This window comes from Streptomyces flaveolus (assembly GCF_000716535.1).
Lineage (GTDB): Bacteria > Actinomycetota > Actinomycetes > Streptomycetales > Streptomycetaceae > Streptomyces > Streptomyces flaveolus_A.
The window spans coordinates 1-262 of sequence record NZ_JNWV01000196.1 but is presented as its reverse complement, the minus strand read 5'-3'; the positions used below and the strand labels follow the sequence as shown (position 1 = coordinate 262).

1 protein-coding gene is annotated in these 262 nt (G+C 66.8%); it reads right to left on the bottom strand.

Annotation, left to right across the window (positions count from 1 at the left end):
* Window positions 1–262: hypothetical protein (locus OO52_RS45825; RefSeq protein WP_037671826.1), on the bottom strand; the 262-nt coding region annotated here is incomplete at both ends.

Below are 262 nucleotides of genomic sequence, written 5' to 3'. Positions count from 1 at the left end.
GAGTGTCTGTACGGCGTGGTGGTAGCGGACGGTTTCGCGGATGTGGCGGGTCCAGTAGTCGGGTGTGGTGAGTTGTTCGGGGGTGGCGAGGTGTCCGGTGAGGGTGGAGACGATGGGGATGCGGGGGGTGTGGAAGGTGATGCCGGTGGCGATGTGGTGGAACTCCGCCAGGATCGGGTCCATGTGGGGGGAGTGGAAGGCGTGGCTGACGGTGAGGGGTCGGGTGCGTCGGCCGAGGGTGGTGAAGTGTGCGGTGATGCGG